Consider the following 22,128-nt stretch of genomic DNA (forward strand, 5'->3'; position numbering starts at 1 on the left):
GTCACGAAGCCCACGCATGAGCAGGTCTTGCCCGCGCACGCATCGTCGCCAGTGCAAATGAAACCGCTGGCACGCAGCTGAAACAGTGTGTGATTCCGTGTCGCGTTCGCGCAGGTGGCAGCGATCTTCCGATGGCCCGCGATGCGATTTGCAAACCGGCCGAACCACTCGAACACGTCTGAGGGAATCGATGATGAAACTGACCAGAATATGGAGCTTGACCGGCCTGTGCGTCACCGTGCTGGCTTTCAGTGCCTGCGGTGGTGCGTCCTCGGGAGGTACCCAGTCGTCGGGGCCGGTGTCGGCTCCCGCGCCCGGCCCTGCACCTGCACCTGCACCTGCACCTGCACCCGCACCCGCACCCGCACCTGCGCCTGCGCCTGCGCCCGCACCCGCACCCGCACCCGCACCCGCACCCGCACCCGCACCCGCGCCTGCGCCTGCGCCGACACCGACACCGACACCGACACCGACACCGACACCCGCCCCCACGGGCTCGATCGCCAACCCGATCATGTTCGTGACCCAGGTGCCCAGCCTGGGTGATTTCGGCGGGCGCGCTTCGACCTTCGGCAACCAGGGAACGGGTGTCGGGCAGGTCGCGCGCGGTGGCGACCTGATGATTCGCTACCCCAACGGCACGATGCGCAACCTCACCAAAGAGGCCGGCTTTGGCGTCAACGGTGTGCAAGGAGACACCTCCATCGCCGTGCGCGAGCCCAGCATCCACTGGAGCGGCACCAAGGCCTTGTTCAGCATGGTGGTGGGCTCGCCCACCGAAGCCACGGCCCAGAAGAAGTTCTTCTGGCAGCTCTACGAGGTGAGCAACTTCGGCGTCGGGCAGACGGTCACGATCACCAAGGTCGCCCGCCAGCCCACCACCTACAACAATGTCTCACCTCTGTACGCCAGTGACGATCGCATCCTGTTCACGACCGACAGGCCGCGCAGCGGCCTCGCGCATCTGTACCCTAACCTCGACGAGTACGAGAGCACCTTGGTGGTCAGCGGCATCTGGAGCCTAGACCCTGTCACAGGTGATCTGCACATCTTGAACCACGCGCCCAGCGGTGCGTTCTCACCCAGCATCGACAGCTTCGGCCGCGTAGTCTTCATACGCTGGGACCACCTGCAGCGCGACCAGCAGAACGACTCTGGCGACAAAGGCGCCTTCAACTTCGCCGACGAAAGCGCGGGCGCCGCGTCCACAGGTGTGGCCACCGAGGTGTTCCCCGAACCGCGGCTGATCGTGACGCAGACACCATACGGCCCGCTCAACGGCCACCGCTTCAACGTCTTCAGCCCCTGGCAGATGAACGAAGACGGCACGGGCGAAGAGACGCTCAACCACGTCGGGCGGCACGAGCTCAACTTCGGCTACGAGCAGAAGACCTTTCTGAACGACCCGTCGCTCAACGACCTCACCGACGACAGCCTGCATGCCAACAAGAAGCAAGTGAACACCGATGGCGGCTTGTTCCACCTGCGTGAAGACCCGGCCCACTCGGGCAACTACCTGGCGATCATGGCGCGTGAGTTCGGCTCGCTGACCACCAACCAGATCGTGCAGCTCACCGGCACCCCCAGCCTCAATGGCGACCAGATGGTCGTGACCGATGTGACCGTCGGCGGGCTCAACGGCAGTGGCGGCTCGCCGGGCGGGCGCTTTCGCAACCCCTTGCCCTTGACCACGGGTGCCTTGGTCGCGACTTACACCGCGGCCAGCGATGCGGACCCGGCCCTGATGAAAGACTTCCGGCTCAAGCTCTTGAACAAGAACAGCAGCACCGGCTTGTACGACGGCGGGGCACTGGCCACGCTGCTCACCCCCGGCATCGTGAAATCGGTGAGCTGGTTCAACCCAGATAATTTCAACGACCACCCCTCATTCAGCGGCCCGCTGTGGGAGATGGAAGCCGTGGAGGTGGTGGCCCGGCCGCGCCCGGTCAAGCCGGCACCTGCGCTTGAGGCGCCCGAGGCCCAGGTGTTCACCCAGCAGGGGGTCGACCTCAATGCCTTCAAGACCTGGCTCGCGACGAACAACCTGGCGCTGATCGTGTCGCGCAACGTCACCAGCCGTGACGACGCCGACATCCAGCAGCCCTTCAACCTGCAAGTGCCGGGCGGTGTGAAAACCGTGTCGCCCACCCGCCACGGGCCGCTCTACAACATCTCGCACTTGCAGTTGTTCCAGTCCGACCAGGTTCGCGCCTATAGCAACGGGCCTGGCGGGCGCCGCAACATTCCTCAGGTGCTGCACGACCCGGGGGCGATCGCCAAGAACCCTGCCAACCCAGGTGGGCCCGCTGGCAGCGTGAAGATCGGGGCAGACGGCTCGACCGCTGCGTTCGTTCCGGCGCGCCGAGCGCTCGCGTGGCAAACCACCGACGCCGCGGGCACACCCATCGTGCGCGAGCGGGTGTGGGTCACCTTCCAGCCGGGTGAGGTGCGTGTGTGCGCTTCATGCCACGGCGCGAACGACAAGGACCAGGCAGGTCGACCCGCTCCGACGAATGAGCCCGAAGCCTTGCGCGACCTGCTGAAGGCGTGGAAGGCGATGCAGTGAGCGTGCCGCCTGTTGCCCAGGCTTCAGGAAGAAGCCTGGCGGTAGGCGCCCAGAAACAGGGGGTTGGCCTCGGGCGCAGAAGCCGGCGGCTCAACCGCTGCCTCGTTCTTCTTCGCCAGATGCTCGAAGAAGCGCTGCATCATGGTCGACAGGGCCGGGTTGCTTGAGGGCAGGGCCAGGCCGAGCGCCAGCTTCTTTTGCGCGCCAGCGGGGTCGGCGTCGGCCAGGGCCAGCAAGGCTTGCGAGAACGCTTTCAGTGCCGGGTTCAAACTGGCATCGAGTGCCGAGAGCTGCTGTTTCGCCTCGCCCGCGCGGTCTCGGTCGAGCAGCAGCAGCCCCAGCTGAAAACGAGCGATCTCCAGATCGGGTGTGATCGCCAAAGCGGCCTTCATGCCCGAGATGGCCCGCTCCATCAGCCCCAGCTCGGCGTGCTGGGCAGCCAGCAGGTATAGCGCACTGGCATGGGCCGGTTGACGCTGCAGCACCTCTTTCAGGTAGGTCATGCAAGCGTGGTGGTTACCCACCGAGCTGGCGTGGATGGCCAGGTGCAGGTATTCGTCAGGGTCGAGCATGTTCATGTGCCTTTCGTTCGTGCCGGGTTCGTGCCAGGTTCTTGCTAGGTAAGGGGCGGTGCCGCGAGAAGTACAGCGCATCACAAGTACGCCATACAACCCGCGAGCACCGCAGCCCCAGGAAGCAGCGGCGTTCTGCGCCGCCGCTTTCAAAGTGAGCAAAGGATCTGGCTTGTGCTCACTCCACCCCGAAGTTGATTTGAGCCGCCTGCGTGCGATTGGTGGCGTTCAGCGTCCGGAAGATTTCGCTCAAGTGGTTCTTGACCGTGCCTTCGCTGATGCCCAAGGTGCTGGCGATCAGCTTGTTGCTCATGCCCTGGCGCAGCAGGCCGCGTATTTGCTCCTGTCGCGGCGTGAGGCCACGGCTGGTGTTATTCGGGGCGCCGCGGTCGGCTTGCAAAAACCCCAGCTTTCGGCCTTGCATGGCGGCATCGATCGCCATGCGCAGGCCATCGACGCTGGCGCTCTTGGGAACGAAGGCATGCACCGCGGCAACCTCCATGGTCCGGCGCACCAGGTCGGGTGACGTGAACGCCGAGATGACCACAAGCGGAATGTTCGGATGGCGGCGTGCGAGTTCGACCAACAGCAACCCATCGCGCATGCCCGGCATGTTCAGGTCCACAAAGGCCAGGTGGACGATTGGGTGCAAGACAGCGGCACGCAGCAGCGAAGCACCGTCATCGGCCTCCACGAAACGCACATCGCCCCACATGCTGGCGACAAGCATCTTGATGCCATCGCGCACCAGCTCATGGTCATCTGCTATCAGGACGGTGGTGAGTCGGCCTCGCACAGGTCGTTCATCGGCATCATTCTTCATGTCAGGCGCACGCAGTCAGCCACCAAGCGGCACACCTCAGAGACGGGCTGCCTTGAGGCGTGAGTTGTCTGTGCTTCTGATATCGGAATCCGGCGGTGCTGTCGGCCAGACTGGCGTTGAATCCACGCAAAGAGCGTTGGCTCAGGCCTCGGCGATGGCCGCGATGGAAATTTTCAGACCGGGCACGCGCACGGGCAGCTTGGCGCCCTGGCGAGCGGGTGGATGGGCAGTGAACCACTTGAGCCACTCTTCGTTCATGCCGGCATAGTCGTCTTCGTCCGCCAGCACGAAGGTAACGCTGACCAGCTTGTCGAATGAGCTGCCTGCCTCCTCAAGAATCGCCTGGATGTTGGTCAGGCACTGCCGGGTCTGCTCTTGGATGGTGTTGCCCTTGATCGCGCCCGTGGCCGGATCAAGGGGGGCCGTGCCGGAGACGAACACGAGGCCGGCGGCCTTGACCGCTTGGCTGTACGCAGGCGGTGGCTTGGCCGCTTTGGTCGTGAAGATGATTTGACGGGTCACGAGGGCTCCTTGGGCTGAGTTGAGGCGTCAGCTTGCGGCCGCGCGATACACACCGAAGCACAGCGAGTGGGCCAGGGCGCGCTCGACCGTCGAGCGCGGGATGCCTGGCGACCAGTAGCTTTGCGTGAGAGATGTGTGAATCGCAACGAGGTCAAGGCGCTGCGGGTCGGTGGAGATCGCGTACTCGCCGCGTTCGGCGTGGCTTGGCATCAGAGACTCGTCGATTGCGGATTGCGCGCCGTCACAAACCATGTGCTCGATGGCGCCCACACCCCGTCGGGGCGTCCATACGCACCCAGTACGTCTCGCAAGGCGTCGGTCACCTGGCCCTTGCGGCGAGCCCCTTCTTCGCCCGCCAGGCGAATCACCTCGCCGGCGGGGCCCAGTGCCATCGCGAACTCGATCGCTTCGTCGATGTCGCGGCCGATGCAGATGTCGGTGTCGAAACGCTCGAAGGTGATGCGCTCGAACCCGGCGCTGCGCAGCATGCTGCTCACCATGTCGGGCTCGGCCATCGAAAACGGGCCCGGCCCGCAATGCACTTGACCAGAGGCCTCGTGCGAGACCACCGGCACGATCGCCTTGACGCAGCGCTCGGCGTCGTGCAGCCACGGGTTGTCCTCTCGACGACGCCACACGATCATGGTCAGGTCGGCCCCGGGGACCAGGGCGTTGCGAATGTTGCGCATCGCCGCCCCGGGTGCATTGAAGAACATGGTGCCGAAACGCGAAAACGCGCTGTCGTAGAGCCCGCGCAAGTCGTCGCCCTGAACGTCTGCCACGAAGAACGTGGCGTTGCGGGCGCTGGCTTGCGCAGCGTCGCGGGTTGCTGCATCGATGAAGTTGCCGGCGCAATCGACGCCGACCGCCTGCCCCTCGGGGCCTATGCCGCTTGCAATCTGAACGGTGCTGTCGCCGAAGCCGCAGCCAATGTCCAGCACGCGCGTGCCGCGCCGAGGCGGGTGACGCGCAAGCGCTTCATCGCTGTGACCGGCCAGTCCTTCGGTCAATAAATGCTTGAAGCGGCAGAACTTGTCGAAGAGGACCGTGTTCCACGCCTGGATGATGCCGTCGTTTTTTTCAGTCATGGTGGTGATGTATTCCTTGTCTGCATTTTTGTGCTGCGTGCGTCGCCGCTCATTCGTTCACTGGGCCTTGGCGGGGCGCCTTGCGCGGCCATGGCAGCAGCATGTTGACCTGCTCGCGGTAGCGGCGATAGCGGTCGCCGAAATGCGCGACCAGGTCTCGCTCTTCGAAGTAGATGCCAATGAAGATATAGATCGTGTTTCCGAGCGCAAACAGAAAGTGCCCGGCTGTCATCTGCGGGGTGGCCCAGAACGACAGCAGGAAGCCGAAATAAATGGGGTGCCGCACATGGCGGTAGAGCAACGGCGTCCTGAATTGCTGCACAGGCAAGGTCTGCCCGCGCAGCCGTGCATAGACCTGGCGCAAACCGAACAGCTCGAAGTGGTTGAGCAAGAAGGTGCTGAGCAGCAGCACCGCCCAGCCGCCCCAGAACACGACCTTGATGGCGATGATCGCTGCGGCTTGCTCGACGTTCCAGACCAGCGGCTCGGTGATCGGCCGCCATTGCCAGAGCAGCAAGACGAGCACCAGCGTCGTGGCGAGCACAAAGGTGCTGCGCTCCATGGGCTCCGGCACGATGCGGGTCCACCAGCGCTTGAACGCCGGTCGTGCCATCACGCTGTGCTGCAAGCCAAACAGGCCGATCAGCAGCAGGTTCACGATCACGGCCTCAGCCACAGGCCCGGCCACGCCGCTGTCGACGGTCTTCGGCAACGGCAGATTGCCGACAAAGCCGATCATGTAAAGGAAGGTGGCAAAGAAGAAGGCGTACGTGACGACGCCGTACAAGCTCATCAAGATTCCAGGCATATCGATCTCCAAGGTTCGGACAAAGCAGCGGCGGGCGGCCTGCCGACAGCCGCCTCGCGGGGTTGCTTCACGCCTTGTGAAGCAACAAAAGCCCGCCGCCGTGCGTCGTCTCCAGGCCGGGGTGCCTGTTGACGATCGCGTGACAGCTCTCTTGTGTTATCGCATTCGCCCCAATTTCCCGACATTTGGAAATTGGGGCGCGCATCCGGGCGCGTTATAGCCCGCCTGGCAGGCTCACGCGAAGGCGCGCTCGCGCAGCCATTTGGTGGCGGCCCATTTCTCGCCATCAATGACCGGTGAGCCGCCGTGCAGCGTGCGCGTCATCTGATGCGGGCGGTCGTAACTGAAGAACACTGCGTGGCCCTTGAGTGGGCTCACCTCGAGCTGGACATCAGGGAACAGCGTGCCGCCGCCCTTGCTTGGCGTGCTCAGGTACATCACCAGCGTGCCGACACGCTGCCCGCCCCGCTCGAGACTTGGAGTCCGGCCAGGCAGCCGAGGATCGAAGTAGTCGTAGTGAGGGCGATATTCCGCGCCCGGGCCGTAGCGCAGAACCTGCAGGCCCTCGCCGTTGTCGACCGGCCAATTCAACAGCGCCGAGATGCGCTGCTCGATGCGCGCACACAGCGGGTTCTCACCTCGATCGAAGAACATGCCGTAACTGGTACGTGCCACGTCGACCTCGCTGTCGCCGCTGGTGTTGCTGAGAGTCGTTGAGCGTGCCAGCCGTGGTCGCGCCAGCACTTGCAGCTCGTCGCATTCGTCGCTGGTCAAAAGCTCACCGAAGACGACGACACGCGGGTTGCGCATCGCCATGATGACATTCACAACGCGGTCGCCCGCCCAGAGTTGCGCAGGGGATTCATGAAGACTGGGCTCGGGCACACGTGTCGGTGGCGGGAGCCCGTGTTGACTTACCTCGCCGGCAAGCTTCACAAGCAGCGTTTCCTCCAACGCGCGGGTGGCAATGTCTTCTTGCCAGCCGCTGGCCTTCATCGCCTGAAATACGGTCTCGACCGAACAACCCGCTTGTGCTTGCGCCAGGATCCATTGGCGCAGCTCGTCGGTGGCTTGTTGGGGCTGGTGCTGCACGACGTTCATCGAAGTGCGCGCTGTGGTCGAGGGTTTTTCATGCAGAGGCCTGATCGGCTCGGGTGCAAAGAAGAGATCGCAAATGTTGCGCGCGACCAGACACGCCATGTCTGAAATTCGCACTTGACCCATGACGAATTTCATCTGTTCAGCCACCAGGACCCCGGATAACTTCCATGCCATTGCTGCACATCTGCGCTGAGTTCAGCCGCGTGCAGTTCGAATCAATTTCTCTCAGTGGAGCAATGCATCATGGTGGCAGTGGTCGCGGGCAATGGTTTGGGTTTGTTCAACACGTCGGCGACGGTGCTCGGCGGTTCGGGGATCCTGGGGCAGGGTACCCTGGGTCAGTCGGGTCGCTCGTACGTCAACGCCGTCACCGGCAACCTGGTGCTGCAGTCGGGCGACGAGATGCTAAGCGGGCGTGGCTCCGACCTGTTGCAACTGCGAACCTACAACTCGCGCGGTGCGCTTGATGGCGGCAGCGACGCAGACAGCGATGGCTGGCGCTGGGACGGCGAACGCACCGTGCAGTTCAGCGGGACCGCTGGCGAGCGCAACGTGTCGGGCACGCTGGTGCGCACCCTCGGAGACGGGCACTCGACGTCCTACGTCTGGAACGCGACGACCGCAACTTACGTGAGCACGGAAGGCGACGGTGCGCATGACAGCGCGAAGTTCGATGACGCCGCGAAGCAATGGGTGTGGACCGACGGTTCGACACGGCTCCAGGAGCGCTACGACGACAGCGTGAGCAACGCCGTCGCGCGCTTGAAGAGTCAGAAGGACGTGACCGGCAACGTCATCAGTTTCACGTACGACAGCGGCAACCGCCTGCAGACGATCACGGACACCAGCAGTGGCCAGCAAATGGTGCTGGTGTATTCCGGCACGCCGGCCAAGCTCGCGCGCATCGATACCTATGAGCTCAAGGTCAACACCACGACCGGCAAGCTGCTCGACCCGCCCGTGGTGAACACGGCGCCCGTCAAGCAGGTGGAGTACAGCTACGACAACGGCCGCCTCGGGACGGTGAAGACGATCTTGAATCCCGGTGCCGCGACGCCGATCTACTTCTTCACCACCTACGGTTACGGCAGCAGCACCAGCTCCCTCGTTTCCAGCGTCACGCAAGGCGACAGCACGACGACCAGCTTCCGGGTTGACTTCACCTACGACTCGTCCAACCGCATCCTCACCGTCACCGATGCCAACGGCAAGCAGAAGTTCAGCTACGGCAGCACGAGCACCGACATCGCCATCAGCGATGCGGCCGACAAGAACACCCAGACCTGGACCTACACCTACGACGCCACGTCCAAGCAGCTGACCCAGGTCGCGTCACCCGCTCCCACGGCGGGCGCCGCGCGTTTGGTCACGAAGTTCCAGTACGACGCCAGCGGCAACCTGATCCAGGTCACCGATGCGCGCGGCTTCGCGGTGGTCTATCAATACGACGCGAAGGGCAACCGCACGCTCGAGCGCGATGCCAAGGGCGACACGCTGTCACGCACGTTTGACGCTAACAACCAGGTGCTCACCGAGACCCACTACCGCACGCCGGATCCGGATGGCGCCGGCGCGGGCGTGGCGGGCGATCCGGTGGTCACGCGCTACGCCTACGACTTGAACACTCGGCTTCGTTTCGCGATCAGCGCCGAGGGCCGTGTCACCGAAAACAGGTATGGCAGCGACGGCCTGCTCTTGGCGTCGATCCACTACACCACCGACCGCTACAGCGCTGCGGCGTTCGGCGAGAGCGATCTGGCGGCTTGGGCAGGTGCCATCACCGACAAGAGCCATCAACAGCTGACCGAGTACACCTACGACTTCCGCGGCAACCTGAGCAAGCGGGTCGATTTCGCCAACGTCGACACCGCGAGCGGTGCGGGCACGCTCGACGCCGCGGCCACGGTGACCGAATTCGTCTATGACGGCCATGGCGAACTGGTGCACACGATTGCGGTGCGCGGCGCGGCGCGCGACCAGCGGACTCAGACCAGCATTGTCTTCGACGGTCTGGGTCGCGAAATCTCGCGCACCGACGGCAGCGGCACACAGACGACCTCGTATGACGATGCGCACCACAAGATCACGCTGACCACCGCAGCGAACCTCGTGGTGGTCAGCGCCTACGACCTCGTGGGTCACCTCATCGCGGTGAGCCAGACCGGCAGCGGCACGACGCGCACGACTCAGTACTTCTACGATGCGCAGGGCCGCCCGCAGTTGACGCTCGATCCCCAGGGCAACCGACGCTTCAGCTTCTACGATGCCGCGGGGCGCCTGACGTTCGCGGTGGACCCCACCGGCGCCGCCGTGGGCTACACCTATGACCAGGCCGGCCACGTTCTGACGTCGACGCAGTACGCCGTGCCGGTGGGCAGCACCGACAGCTGGGTCACCCTGGACAGCGGCACGCCGCCGAAGGTCACAGGCATGGCCAAGACCACGTTGGTTCTCGGGACGGCCGCCGGCGCGGGCATCGACCTGGTGATGACGCCCGACACCGATCGAACCACCACCTACACCTACGACCAGGCCGGCAGGCTGAGCACCACGACTGACGCAGCCAGCGTCGTCACGACCACCAACTACGACGGCACTTCGCACGTCACCAGCCAGCAAATCGGTGGCGCCACCACGCGCTTCTACTACGACGGCGACGGCAATCGGGTCGGCGTGCTGGACCCGCGCGGCTACCTGACCGAATACAAGTTCGGCGGCGCGGGGCAGCTGACCGAGACCGTGCGCTACAACCAGCGCAGCAGCGCCGCCACCGACGCCAGCGCGCCAGTTTGGATCGGCGTGACCAACCAGACGGCCACGGGCGGCAAGCCGTTCAGCTACCCAATGCACGCCGTGGATGCCGACGGCGACACGCTGAGTTTCAGCCTGCTCGGAACACCTACCCCGCCGGCGTGGTTGAGCCTGGACACGAGCGTGCCTGGCAGCCCTGTGCTCAAGGGGACCCCGCCGGCAAAGCTGACCTCTTACACGGTCAAGCTGCGCGTCAGCGACAACGGCATCCCCACCCCGCGCACCGCTGACACCACGGTCACCATCACGGTGGCTAACTCGGCACCCACCTGGAGCCCGTTGCCCGATGCGACGGTGCCTTCCTTGACCGCCGGCTACAGCCTGGTCTTGCCCGCCGCCAGCGACAACGAGACGGCCGTGGGCAGTCTCACCTACTCGATCGACCCGGCGCTGCTGCCACCGGGGCTGAGTTTCAGCGGCCGCACGATCAGCGGTACGCCGACAACAGCCGGCACCTACACCATCACCGCGCGGGTGACGGATGCGGGCACGCCGCCCCTGTTCACCGAACGCAGCTTCGTGCTGCAGGTGACCAACAAGGGGCCGAGCTGGCCCGCGGTGCCGCCGCAGACTGGAAATCGCAACAGCCTGTTCAGCCTGCCCGTGACCGCCTCGGATCTGGACGGCACGTCCCTGACTTACCGCATCGTCAACGGCCCCAGCTGGTTGAGCCTGAACGCGGGCGTGCTCAGCGGCACGCCGCCGGCAGACGCGCCACAGAACAACTTCGACGCCGTGAAGCTCGAAGCGAAGGACGAGTTTGGTGAAATCTCCGAGGTCTCGTTCACCGTGAACGTGGTCAACCGGGCGCCGACCTGGCCGACCTTGGACATCCTGCAGAAATATGCAGGGACGCCGTACAACTACCAGATCCCTCCGGCGACGGATGCTGACGGAGACACCCTGGTCTACAGCGTCACCGGCCTGCCGGCGGGGGTCACCATGTCGGCGAGCGGCCTCATCACCGGCACGTCCAACGCGGTGGGCGATTTCCCGCTCACCGTGACCGTGAGTGACGGACATGGGGCGTCGCTGGTGCAGCAAGTGATGCTGACCCAATACAACGTCGCGCCGGTCTACAACCGCGCGCCCACGGTGCCGCAGATCACGGCAGGCGTCCCATTCAGCTTCCAGCTGCCGACAGACACCTTCATCGACCCCAATGGGGATGCCCTGAACGGCATTCTCTCCATCACGTTCATCCAGGGCTTGAATTACAGCGGCGCGCTCAGCCAGACGTTCAGTGGCACCCTTGCCAATCCCGGTACGTACTCGGTCACCCTGGTGACCACCGACTCGCATGGTGCAAACGCGTTCGGCACATTCAGCTTCACCGTCATAGCGCCGCCACCGCCCACCGGTGGTGGCGGCGGTGGCGGTGGCGGTGGCACTCCCCCCGGTGGCCCACCCATTCAACAAAACGCAGCCCCGGGTGCGCCGACCGGCAGCCCAGCGCCGAAGCCCGAACCGTTGCCGGTTGCCGGCAGCTCACCCGTGCTCGCACCTGCCCCCGTACCGCAGGTCGTGCCCGTGCCAACTGCCGCCCCGCTTCCGCTGGTGGCTGCAGCCGCTGTGGCCGCACCCGTCGACCCGCTCGCCTCGCTACGACCCACCGCGGGCGCGCAAGATCTGCACAGCTACCACTTCTATGATGCGCAAGGCCGGCTCACCGCATCGGTTAATGAACGCGGCTTCCTCTCCGAAACCGTCTACGACGAGCAGTCGAACAAGCAGCAGAACATCTCTTACATGGGCGCCGTGGCGGTGGCCGCTGGCAATACGCTGACCAATGTGCGCGACCAGGCGCTCAGTACTACGCTTCTCGTCAAGTCAGAGACCACCAAGGTCGATTACGACGGCTTCGGTCGAGTCACCAAGCGCACCGCTGCGGACGGCACCACCTTCACCACTTACGCATACGACACCGCGGGCCGAGTGATTCGCCAGGTGAGTGCCTCCGGCATCGCGGCCGAGCAGCGCGCAGAGCGCACCGTCTATGACGCCTTCGGCGACGTCATAGCCAAGCTCGGTGGCGAAGGCGATGCATCGCTTGCCACCACGGCGACACCCGAGCAGATCGCCGCGGCGATCGCGCAGTACGGCCAGCGCTTCGTCTACGACGGCCTGGGCCAACTGACCAATACGCTCGACGCCAACCCCACCGGCGCGGCAGACCAACAGCATGCCACCCGCAATTTCTACGACGCCGATGGCCGATTGACGTTCAGCGTGAACGCAGTGGGCGAGGTGAGCGAACTCACCTACAACGCGATGGGCCAGGTGACCACGCAACGCAGCTACGGCAAGCGCCTGGAGGACCCGGCCCTGCTGGCCGGCCTGATGGACGGCAGCAAGGGGCAGCCCGAGCTCGTCAACGCGTTGGCCGCCATGCCGGCCGACAAGAACCGGGTCGTCGCCTTCACCTACGACCAGCGCGGGCAAGTCAAGACATCGACCGATGCGTTGGGGTTCGTCACCACCAGCACGTACGACGTGTTCGGCCACCTCGCGACCCAGCAACGCACCATCGCCAAGGCGGCCGGCAGCGCGGCGGCCAAGACCACCACCACGCAGTTCGACTACGACCTGAATGGCAATCTGTTGTCGAGAACGGACGACCTCGGTGGCCTGAACTTCAACACCCAGACCGGCTACGACGCCTTCGGTCGCGTCATCCGCTCGGTGGATGCCGTCGGCGCGGTCACGAAGACCGAGTACCTGGCCAGCGGCCGCGTGATCGAGGTCACCGCGCCGGTGGCCGGCTCGCTTACGCGCACCACGCACGACGAGTACGACCCCTTCTCGCGCGTGCTCACGCACATCGATCCCAGCGGCAAGATCACCACGTACGACTACGACCCTGTCACACGCACGATGACGGTGAAGACGCCCGAGGGCATCGTGATGACGACGACCCGGACCCGGTTCGGTGAAACCCTGAGCGTGACGGACGGCAAGGGCGGCGTGACCAAGTACGCCTACAACCGCAATGGGCAAGTCACCACGGTGACCGATGCGCTGGGCGTGGTGGTCACGACCAACGGCTACGACACCAACGGCTTGCTCAAGCAGGTCACCGATGCGCGGGGCATCATCACCACCTTCACCTACGACGCCGCGAATCGACTTCTGACGCGCCGCGTAGACCCGAAGGTGGCCGGAGTCAACCCCAAGGGGCTGGACCTGTTCACGACCTACGAGTTCGACGCTTTCGGGCAGCAGGTCAAAGTGACCGAGGGATCAGGCAGTAACGGCGCCCGTTTGACGGTCTACAGGTACGACCTGAACGGTCGCGTGTTCCAGACCATCACCGATCCGAACGGGCTGGCGCTGGCCACCACCACCAGCTACGACGGAGTGGGTGAAGTCGTCCAAGTGGCGCAGGGCACGCTGAGCGCGCCCAATCAGCTGGTCACGCAGTATGTGTTCAACAAGCTGGGGCAGCGCATCAAGGAGATTGCAGCCCCGAGCCCGGTGTTTGGCGCCGGCTCGGCGCAGGCGCGCGACCTGACCACTGAATATCGCTACAACACAGCCGGTCGCGTCAGCCGGCGCATAGACGCCAATGGCCAGAGCACCTGGTTCATCTACAACGATGCCGGCGAGCTCACCTACACCGTGAATGCGCTGGGCGAAGTCAGCCAGAGCGTTTACGACAGCAACGGCCGAGTGGCGCAGAGCGTGCGCTACGGCACGCGGCTCGCCGTGGGCACGGTCGCCGGGTTCGGCGATGCCCTCACCACGGTGACTCCCACTGCCGACGCAAGTGTCGACCATCGAAGCTATTTCGTCAGCGACGACGACGGCCGCCCGCGTTTCACGCTTCAGTCCGTGGACGCCTCGAACTGGGTCATCAGCGAGACCCGCCGTGACAACAATGGCAACGTCGTCGAGACGCGCCGCTACGACAAACCCTTGTCGCAGGCGCGGGTGACGGCGATCGCCGCCTCGGGCAGCGTCACCGTCGCCGAGGTAGCCGCTGAGCTCACGACGCTGGGTTACGACGACGCAACCCCGAGCACGCTGACGCTCATCCAGCGCACGAGGTTCGCCTACGACGCAGCCAACCAGCTGCGCTTCACGGTCGACGCGCTGGGCGATGTGAGCGAGACGGCTTACGACGCCGCGGGCAACGCGGTCATGACCGTGCGCTACGCCGTGCGTCCGACGCTCGCAGCCTTCGACGTCAAGTCCATCAATGGCAAGGTCGACCGCAATAACATCGCCAACCAGGTGAGCCACTACACCTTTGACACGGCGGGCCGTTTGCATTTCAGCATCCATGTGCTGGCGAGCGACGGCATCGGCAAGGCGACGCAGCAACTCGTGTACGAGCAACGCCGCGACGCCGTCGGCCGCGTGGTGCTCACCACCGCCTACGACACGGTGCTGGGTGCGATGCCTCTGGTTGCAGGAGTTCCGGACTACAGCGACGCGACCGTGGCCGCCAAGCTAAGCGCCTCCGCGTCGGATAGGCGTACCGCGCACACATTCGACTCTGCCGGACGCGAGGTCTACCGGATCGATGTGCTGGCCATCGACGGCTCGGGCGTGGCCACGCAGCAGATCGTGACACGTCAGACCTTCGACGCGCTGCACCTGACCGGCACGACCGCGTACGCCGCCGTGCTGCTCACGCTGAGCGACTACAAGCAGGCCACTCTGGATGCGGCGGTGAGCGGGCTTGCGAGCGACCCCATGAACCGCAGCACGCAGTTCATCTACGACAAGGCTGGCCAGCTGCGTTTCACGGTGGCACCGGACAAGTCGTTCAGCGAGTCGATTCACGACGCGCTGGGCCAGGTCGTGGAGACCCGTCAGTTCGATCGCCTGCTCGATTCCGGCGCGCAGATGACCGAAGACAGCCTGGCCGGCCGACGCGGTGGCAAGAAAGTGGGCGACGGTGTCACCCGCGGCATGAGCTACGTCTACGATGCCGCCGGGCGCCTGCTCAGCAGTACCGATGCCGGCAGCGTCGATGCCGGCGGCACGTTTCTGCGCCACACCGAGCGCTACACATACGACGCGTTCGGCAACCGAAGCACCTTGACCGACAAGAGCGGCAAGACTTGGAACTACGACTATGACCCGCTCGGGCGTCTGCGCACGCAGACATCGCCAGACGTCACGGTGCAGGTCGGCGGCGAAGTGGGTGCGACCCGCCTGGTCACGCTGCTCGAGTACGACACCTTGGGTAACCTCAAAACACGCACCGAGGCCCAGAACACGACCGAAGCGCGCGTCACGGCCTACGACTACGACCTGCTCGGTCGGCAGACGATGACCACGCTGCCCGGTTGGTACGACCCGGCCACAGGCCGGGTGGAAACTGCGTCGGCGACGGGCCGCTTCCAGCGCACGCTGGAGACCAAATACGACGCACTCGGCAACGACGTGCGACACCAGATTCGCACCGGCGCCAGCAGCGTCATCAACGAGTACAAGACCTACGACGTGCTCGGCCGGGTGGTGCACGACGTCGATGTGCTCGGCAATGTGAGTGCCTTTGACTACAACGCGTTTGGCGAGCAAAAGACGGTCACGCGCTACAGCAAGAGCGTGGGCGCTCCGGCGGGCGGGGCCACTGGCCTGTGGACCACGAGCGCGCTGGTCACGGCCATCGGCACCGATGCGCTCGCTCGCACCGTCACGATCGCCTACGACAACCTGGGCCGCAAGACCCAGGTGACGCAACCCACCGTCAGCAGCTACTACAACGACAGCGCCGGCAACTACTTCGCGATTGCGGTACCGGTCACCGGGGCTGCAACAACGAGCTACGAGTACAACGCCTTCGGCGAGGTGCATCGCCAGGCCGTCAAGGTCAACGAAGGCGAGCCGTCGCGCGACACCTGGCACTACTTCGACGTGATGGGCCATGAGACCCGCACCATCGAACTGGCGGCCGGCTCCGGCGCTGGCGCGCAGGGCGTGCACACCGAGCGCAGCTTCGACAACTTCGGCAACCTGGTCAAGACCATCGAGTACGCCAACATGGGCGACTCGGGCGCTAGCGGCGTCTTCACGCCCCCGGTCACGCCGGGCGCGAGCAGCAAGGACCGCGTGACGGGCTTCACCTACGACGCACTGAACCGGCAGACCAGCGTCCAGCGCTTCGGGCTGAGCTACACGCGTGTCAACGGAACGGTCTTCGAAGAGGTGACCACGGCCATGAGCCAGGCCACCACGGTGGCCACCACCACCTACGACGTGATGGGGCGTATTCATACCAAGACCGATGGACTGAACAACACCTCCACCACCGAATACAACGCGCTCGGCCAGGTGATCAGCGTCACCGAGCCGGCGCGGCAAACCGCCGCTGCGGGCACGGCAGTCGACCCCTTCGTCACTCAGGTATTCAGCACGCCGGTGACCACGTTCACGCTCAACGCCTTCGGCCAGATCTGCGTGCAAGAGCGCAGTGCCGGTGGTGGCCTCGGCAGCGGCGCAACACTCACCACGAAGACCAGCTACGACGCAGCGGGCAACGCCATCAGCAGCAAGGACGCCAACGACAACGAGAAGCTCAGCCAGTACGACTACAGCGGTCGCGTGCTCAAAGAGACCCGGGCCATCAGCGCGGCCCTGGGCGGCCTGGGCACGGTGGCCCAGACGCTGGAACGCCGCTTCGGCTACGACCTGCTGGGCCGCCAGAAAGAGACCGTCGACGTCTACCTGGATATTCGCGTGGACCCCAGCGCCGCGGCGGTGCAGAGGCAAAGCGGCCAGCGCAGCGTGTACAACGCTTTCGGCGAAGTGACCGAAGAGCGCCGGGTGTCAGGTCTTGCCAGCGTCACGGCCCTGAGCGCGTTGAGTGGCCCGCTGGTGGCGAAGTACACCTACGACAACGCCGGTCACATGACCCAGAAGGTGGCCGGCGATGGCACGACGAGCTACCTCTACAACTTCGCCGGCCAGGTGACCCGACAGGAACAGCTGGGCACGGCCATCGATGGCAGCGGCGCGGCCACCGCCGTCACGCGCATCACCGAGTCGCAGTACGACTTGCGAGGCCGTGTCGTCCTCCAGATCCTGCCCACGTTCACGTCCACGCAAACGCAGATCGTCCCGAACGACAGCACGCGCCGGACTGTCTTGACTCTGAATCTGCTGGCCTACGACCGCTGGGGCAACGTCCTGACCCGGTCCGTCGATGGCCTCGTCTACGACGACAGCAGCGTCCGCCACGACCAGAGCAGAACCACCCAATTCGAATACAACGCCGACAACCAGGTCATCGTCGAGCGTCAGCCGACGGTGACTGTGCTCCGGGAGAACAACACCACCTACCGGGCGAACCTGAGCCACGAGCTGCACTACGACCTGCTCGGCCGCGCGGTGCGGGAGCGCGACGTGGTTGATGACGCGGGCACGGCCGTTGTCGAGGCCACCGAGTTGCGCTCGCGCACTCGCAAATACAACGCCACCGGGCAGTTGCTGGAAGAGATCGACGCCACGGGCATCAAGACCGAATACCGGTACGACAGCAACGGCAACCGTGTTGGCACGCGCAACGCACGGGGCACCGTCTTCATCGACGAGTTCGACAAGAACGGCAACCTCACGCGCCACAGCGTGCTTCGCCGAGCCAACCGCACGAGTGAGTACCGCAGCGGGCAAGACCCTGCGACGACGCCGTTGTCGCTCGTCACGATCAACCAGTACCAGTATGACCAGGCCAATCGCCGTACGGCCAGTGGCGTGACGATATCGGAGAATTCAGCGCAAGTATTTTCGTACACGCAGTTCGACGAGCGCGGCTTGGGCCTGAAGCAGCTCAATGCCTCCGGCGTGCTGATGCGGGCGGAGTTCGACGTGCTGGGCAACAAGGTCGGCGAGCGTGACGCCAACACCAACGCCGCCACGTTCTTCAACGGCAACGGCCAGAATTCCGTCTACGACACCACGGGTGACTTCACCGTGGGCAGGCTCGTCAGCACCACGGTGGTGGACAGCGTGTACGTGAGCAACAAGCCGATGACCTACACCTACAACGGTTTCGGCCAGTTGGTGCGGGAGCAGCGCGCTGGCACCAACCAATTGGGGGCCTACGATCGCTTCCTGGAGTACCAAACCAACGGCTTGCTCAAATCGACGCAAGATCGCCTCGCGGCCAGTGGCACCGTCGTGGCTGCGGCCGAAACGCTGACCTACGAGTACACCGCCCTTGGCGAACGGGCCACCGAGCGGTTTAGCAAAGTCGAGCATCGCAGCACCGGCGACGTGGAGGTCGAAAGCCGCTTCACGACGACCGCTTACGACGAGCTGGGCCGCATGACGAAGGTGACCGCGCCTGCGGCGGCCAACCCGGGCCGCCGCGCGCTGAACAGTCTCGACTACTCCTACGACGAGTTCGGCAACCGCCGCCGGATTGCTGCCAGCTACGAGGCCGGCAACATCGACCACTGGTTCACCTACGACGCCGAAGGCCGCATGAAGATCGTCGACGGGCAGTTTGACAGCAAGGCCGGCGGCATCAGAGCGGGCCACGATGGAACCGTGGTCAGTTACGACGCGCTCGGGCAGCGCCTGTCCGTCGAAAAGTTCGACCGGGCGCGTGTGTTCAGCAACGACCCTTCAGTTCATGGCGTCGAAGCGCTGCCTGCAGGTGATTACGAGCCCGGCACGACGATCAGAGTTGACGAATTCCGTGGCGAGCAATACAGCTACAACGATCTGGGCCAGCTGACACTGATCCAGCAGCGGTTGGTACGCCGCAACGGCACCCAGATCGTCTCAAACGTGCCGGGCGTGAAGAAACTCGATGACAGCGAAGGCCAGTGGAAGGTGCTGGAAACGCGACTGTTCGACCTGCGCGGTGCGATGTTCAACCGCAAGACCTACACGGCGCTCAGCGCGTCCGGAAATCCGGAAGTGGCCGACGTGGGGGTAGCCGATCCGACCGTCAACAGCACCACGGGTTTGCTTTACCGCGACGACGGCTTGCTGTTGGGCCAGGCAACGAGCAAGACCGGCTTCGACATCGGCGGTTCGCTGACGAATCACTATGACAACGCCGGTGTTCTGCGCAGCTACGAATACACGCCGGAGTCTCACATCACGGACAACGCCGGTCTCTCCACGTTCAGGACGGACCAGATCGTCCTGAACTACACCTACCAGTACAGCACCCAACTCGGTGGATACAAAGAGACCCAGATCAAGGTGCACGCCACCAAGGCCGCCAACTCCGACGCCACGCTGCCAGGCGATGGCGTCACCAATGATTTCTACGATGGGCGCGGCCGCCTGGTGAAACAGGTCATGGCAAACCCCGCCGAGACCCGCACGCTGAATTTCCGGTACGACAACAGCGGCCACATCGTCACCAAGTACGAGAGCGTGAAGCCAGCGCAAGGAGATGAGAAGAAGGGCATTCAAGACTACTTCTATGCCAACGGTCAACAGGTGGGCACCTTGGGCACAGGTACGCTCGAAACGGCGCAGTTCAACGGCAACTTCACGCCGATCAGCGCCGCCTACCCGGCCGCCATCCCTGGCAGCTATGTGGTGGCCACCAACGACACGCTCGCCGGCATCGCGAAAAACGTTTTCGGCGACGCTCAGCTGTGGTACCTGATCGCCGACGCCAACAGCCTGCGTTTTGGGCCTGGCGATACCTTGCCCCAGAACGAAGTGGGCAAGACCTATCGCATCCCCAACGTGGTGGCAAACGCCCACAACAACGCCGGCACGTTCAGGCCCTACAGCGCGGCCGACATCATCGGCAGCAGCGCGCCGACGCCGGGTTTGCCCCCGCCTCCGGGCGCCGCGTGCGGTGGCATTGGCACCGTTTTGGCGACAGTCATCATCGTGGCCGTGGCGGCGGTGGTGTCGTACTTCACCGCTGGAGCCCTCAGCGCTCAGCTGGGGCCGATCGTTGCGGGCGCCATCGCCGGCGCTGCCGGCAGTGCCTCCAGTCAAGTGGCGGGTTGGGGCATGGGTATGCAACAAGGCATCAGTGGTCAGCAGGTGTTGACGGGCGCCGTCACGGGCGCACTGGGCGGGGCTGCGACCCTGGTGGAGAGCGGCGTTGCCGCCGGTAGCACCGATTCGGTATTCAACGCCGTTGGCGGATTTAAGAACTCCTTCGCCAACGTGGCGCAGGACTTTTTGGTCGGCACCGTTGGCAGCGCGCTCAGCGGGAACAGCGTCGATCTTCAAGGCGCTCTGTTCAGTCTTGGTACGCAATTGGCACTCCATGGTGCTCGCGTCGCAGGCGGCTTTGGAGCAACCGAGGCTGGTCCGAGTTGGGGGGATGCCGTCGAGCGGGTTGCCGCCAATGCGCTGAATCCGGATTCCGGCTGGGTGTTCAATGCGAAGTCGCGCGACTGGGCCAGTATCGCCAGTCAAGCGGCGGGAGCATTTGCCAGCGTCGCGACGGGCAAGGCCATTGCGCAGATCAAGGCTTCGAGAGAGCACAGCATCAGCGATGCGGCGGGGGAAGTCGCAGACGCAGCGGCAGCTCTTCGCAACGGCGCAGAAGCTCTTTTCAATAAGGTCACATCTGGCTTACCCAGAATGAGGTTGACGGCTTCGCAAGTAGTATTTGCGGGCGACGCGCCCGACGAGCCGGTTAATATACCTGCCAATGTAATTGAAACCGGAATGGACCTGATACCAGGTGGAGCGATTGAAAAGTTCCGGCCGCCAACCTCTTGGTTGGACGTACTAAAGCAGAAGGGACAGGGGCTTATTGGTGCAGCTAGGTTAATTATCGAACTGACAGGAATGGATCCACATACGCACCTCTTGGCCACGCGAAGGGATTCAGTGGGAGACGCCATAGAAAAAGCTCATGATGGTTTAAGAAAGAAGGCCGCGACTCCGGACAAGCCAAGGTTAGATGGTGGCCCGAACTCCGGCGAGCCGCCAGAACCTCATCTTGCACCTACGCCAAATGAGCCAGTCCGCGGGGAGAGTTATTTAGAATCTAACAAGATCTTAGAACAATCGGGTGAACTCTTCGCGCGACATACTCTGGAAGAGGCAGGCGGCGTTGCGTCTACTTTTCACAAAAAGAATGACTTCAACCTAGCTGAGTTTGAATTCGATCTCATCAAGGAACCTCAGAGCTTGACCCCTGCGTTGGCGCCGGAGGCAACGCTAGTTGAGCGTTTTCCAAATGCAGCAGATGCACCTGGCGTCAAGGCGGTGGGTGAAGTTTCCGGAGGCGGGCGCGTTCTCAACGGCGGCGCGAAAGCGCTGGGCATTGGGCTAAATGCCTTGCAATTCGTCGCGCAAGGCATTGAATACTGGAAGACCGGAGGTGTCGTATTGGCGCACGACATAAATGGTGACGAAATCGGCGTTGGTACGCAACACACGGAAATTCAAAAAGATTATGCGCAACCTAATGTGCCATTCATTCCATATTCCACTGCTCAAGCGCTTGTGCAGGCCGGCGTTTACACCGAAGGAAAGCAGTTTGTTGATTTGCAATCATATGAGCTCCACACCATCGTTAGCGGGCAGATAGTACCGCTGGGTTACCACTATGAACATGATTACAAATACGGCGATTGGGCCTTAATTAAACATGTCCCTGATCCTCGTGGATTGGACGTAATAAATTGACAAGGAGTCAAAATAGCGTGCGCTGAGCTACCGGCGACGTGCTGGCCACCAGAAGCGATTTTCGGGCCGGGTTATCCGGGTCGGCCGTATCGTCTGCTGCGGGGGTCTTCGCCAGGGTCAAGTCTTGCAGTGACGCTTCGCCTGCGCCCGCCTATGAGGCTACCGCGCGTGACCTCATACGCGGATCAGTTCATGACGCGAGGTTCAAGTCTTGCGACGACGCATCCGCTGCACCTGCGGTCGAGGTCTCAACAACA

9 protein-coding genes are annotated in these 22,128 nt (G+C 63.9%); 2 read left to right on the top strand and 7 right to left on the bottom strand.

The window, feature by feature from the left end; all coding sequences use genetic code 11:
- The first annotated feature begins 193 nt into the window (after positions 1 to 193).
- Positions 194 to 2,566, top strand: coding sequence for an HzsA-related protein (locus tag AC30QB_RS17405; protein ID WP_489547513.1), 2,373 nt, complete (start codon positions 194 to 196; stop codon positions 2,564 to 2,566).
- Between the two features lie 23 nt (positions 2,567 to 2,589).
- Here the strand turns inward: AC30QB_RS17405 and AC30QB_RS17410 are convergent, their stop codons facing one another.
- The 7 genes from AC30QB_RS17410 to AC30QB_RS17440 form a co-directional block, all read right to left on the bottom strand.
- Entirely contained in the window at positions 2,590 to 3,144 is a 555-nt protein-coding gene (locus AC30QB_RS17410; protein ID WP_489547514.1) for a hypothetical protein, read from the bottom strand.
- A 172-nt stretch (positions 3,145 to 3,316) separates the two neighbouring features.
- Positions 3,317 to 3,961, bottom strand: a complete 645-nt coding sequence (locus AC30QB_RS17415; protein WP_489547515.1) for a response regulator transcription factor — start codon at positions 3,959 to 3,961, stop codon at positions 3,317 to 3,319.
- Positions 3,962 to 4,102: 141 nt separating this feature from the next.
- A complete protein-coding gene (locus AC30QB_RS17420; RefSeq protein ID WP_489547516.1) occupies positions 4,103 to 4,483 on the bottom strand; it encodes a RidA family protein in 381 nt (126 codons plus the stop codon).
- A 27-nt stretch (positions 4,484 to 4,510) separates the two neighbouring features.
- Positions 4,511 to 4,693 carry a hypothetical protein gene (locus tag AC30QB_RS17425; protein WP_489547517.1) on the bottom strand — a complete coding sequence of 61 codons (183 nt, stop codon included), beginning with the start codon at positions 4,691 to 4,693 and terminating at the stop codon, positions 4,511 to 4,513.
- Positions 4,693 to 5,571: a class I SAM-dependent methyltransferase gene (locus tag AC30QB_RS17430; RefSeq protein ID WP_489547518.1), complete on the bottom strand. Its 879-nt coding sequence runs from the start codon at positions 5,569 to 5,571 to the stop codon at positions 4,693 to 4,695. The genes AC30QB_RS17425 and AC30QB_RS17430 overlap by 1 nt, the downstream gene beginning before the upstream one ends.
- 49 nt (positions 5,572 to 5,620) lie before the next feature.
- Complete coding sequence (gene mddA / locus AC30QB_RS17435) at positions 5,621 to 6,379, bottom strand: methanethiol S-methyltransferase (RefSeq protein ID WP_489547519.1); 759 nt, start codon at positions 6,377 to 6,379, stop codon at positions 5,621 to 5,623.
- 234 nt (positions 6,380 to 6,613) lie between these two features.
- A complete protein-coding gene (locus AC30QB_RS17440; RefSeq protein ID WP_489547520.1) occupies positions 6,614 to 7,480 on the bottom strand; it encodes a 2OG-Fe(II) oxygenase in 867 nt (288 codons plus the stop codon).
- Between the two features lie 243 nt (positions 7,481 to 7,723).
- Between AC30QB_RS17440 and AC30QB_RS17445 the strand changes: the two genes are divergently transcribed.
- Complete coding sequence (locus tag AC30QB_RS17445) at positions 7,724 to 21,871, top strand: putative Ig domain-containing protein (RefSeq protein WP_489547521.1); 14,148 nt, start codon at positions 7,724 to 7,726, stop codon at positions 21,869 to 21,871.
- Positions 21,872 to 22,128 lie beyond the last annotated feature (257 nt).

This window comes from Rhizobacter sp. (assembly GCF_046595475.1).
In the GTDB taxonomy this organism is placed as follows: domain Bacteria; phylum Pseudomonadota; class Gammaproteobacteria; order Burkholderiales; family Burkholderiaceae_C; genus Rhizobacter.